1 protein-coding gene is annotated in these 539 nt (G+C 70.3%); it reads right to left on the reverse strand.

The genetic code is table 11. The features are described 5' to 3' along the window. The coding region (locus tag FLO80_RS23720; protein ID WP_149187131.1) for an aminotransferase-like domain-containing protein at positions 1–539 on the reverse strand (539 nt) is incomplete at both ends.

The raw sequence follows: 539 nt of genomic DNA on the forward strand, positions 1-539 counted from the left end.
ATGCAGCCGAAGCCGAAGAGGAAGCCGGCCTGTGCCGGGGTTTCCGCGTAGAAGGGCGGCAGGGTGCCGACCTCCAGGCCTTGCTGGCGCAAATGACGGGCGATGCGCAGCACATCCAGCGGTTCGCGACAGCGCGCCGCGAGGTGGATCCCGGCCACCGCCGGCAGCGCTTCGAGCCAGGGGCTCAGGTCGCCGTGCAGGCGTTCCAGCAGGCGCCCGCGACGCTGGGCGTATTCGCGTTGCAGGCGGCGCGTATGGCGGGCGAAGTCGCCGCGCTGGATGAACAGCGCGAGGGCGCGTTGCTGCAAGGTCTCGCTGTGCCGGTCGACCAGCTTGCGCGCCGCCAGCACCGCTTCGCGCAGGCTTGCCGGCGGCAGCAGGTAGCCGAGGCGCAGCTCGGGGAAGAGGGTCTTGGAAAAGGTCCCGAGGTAGGCCACCTGGCCGTTCCGGTCGAGGCTGCGCAGCGACTCCAGCGAACGCCCGTCGAAGCGGTACTCGCTGTCATAGTCGTCCTCGATGATCAGCGCCCGGTGGCGCTG

Source organism: Aquicoccus porphyridii, assembly GCF_008369105.1.
GTDB classification, from domain to species: domain Bacteria; phylum Pseudomonadota; class Alphaproteobacteria; order Rhodobacterales; family Rhodobacteraceae; genus Aquicoccus; species Aquicoccus porphyridii.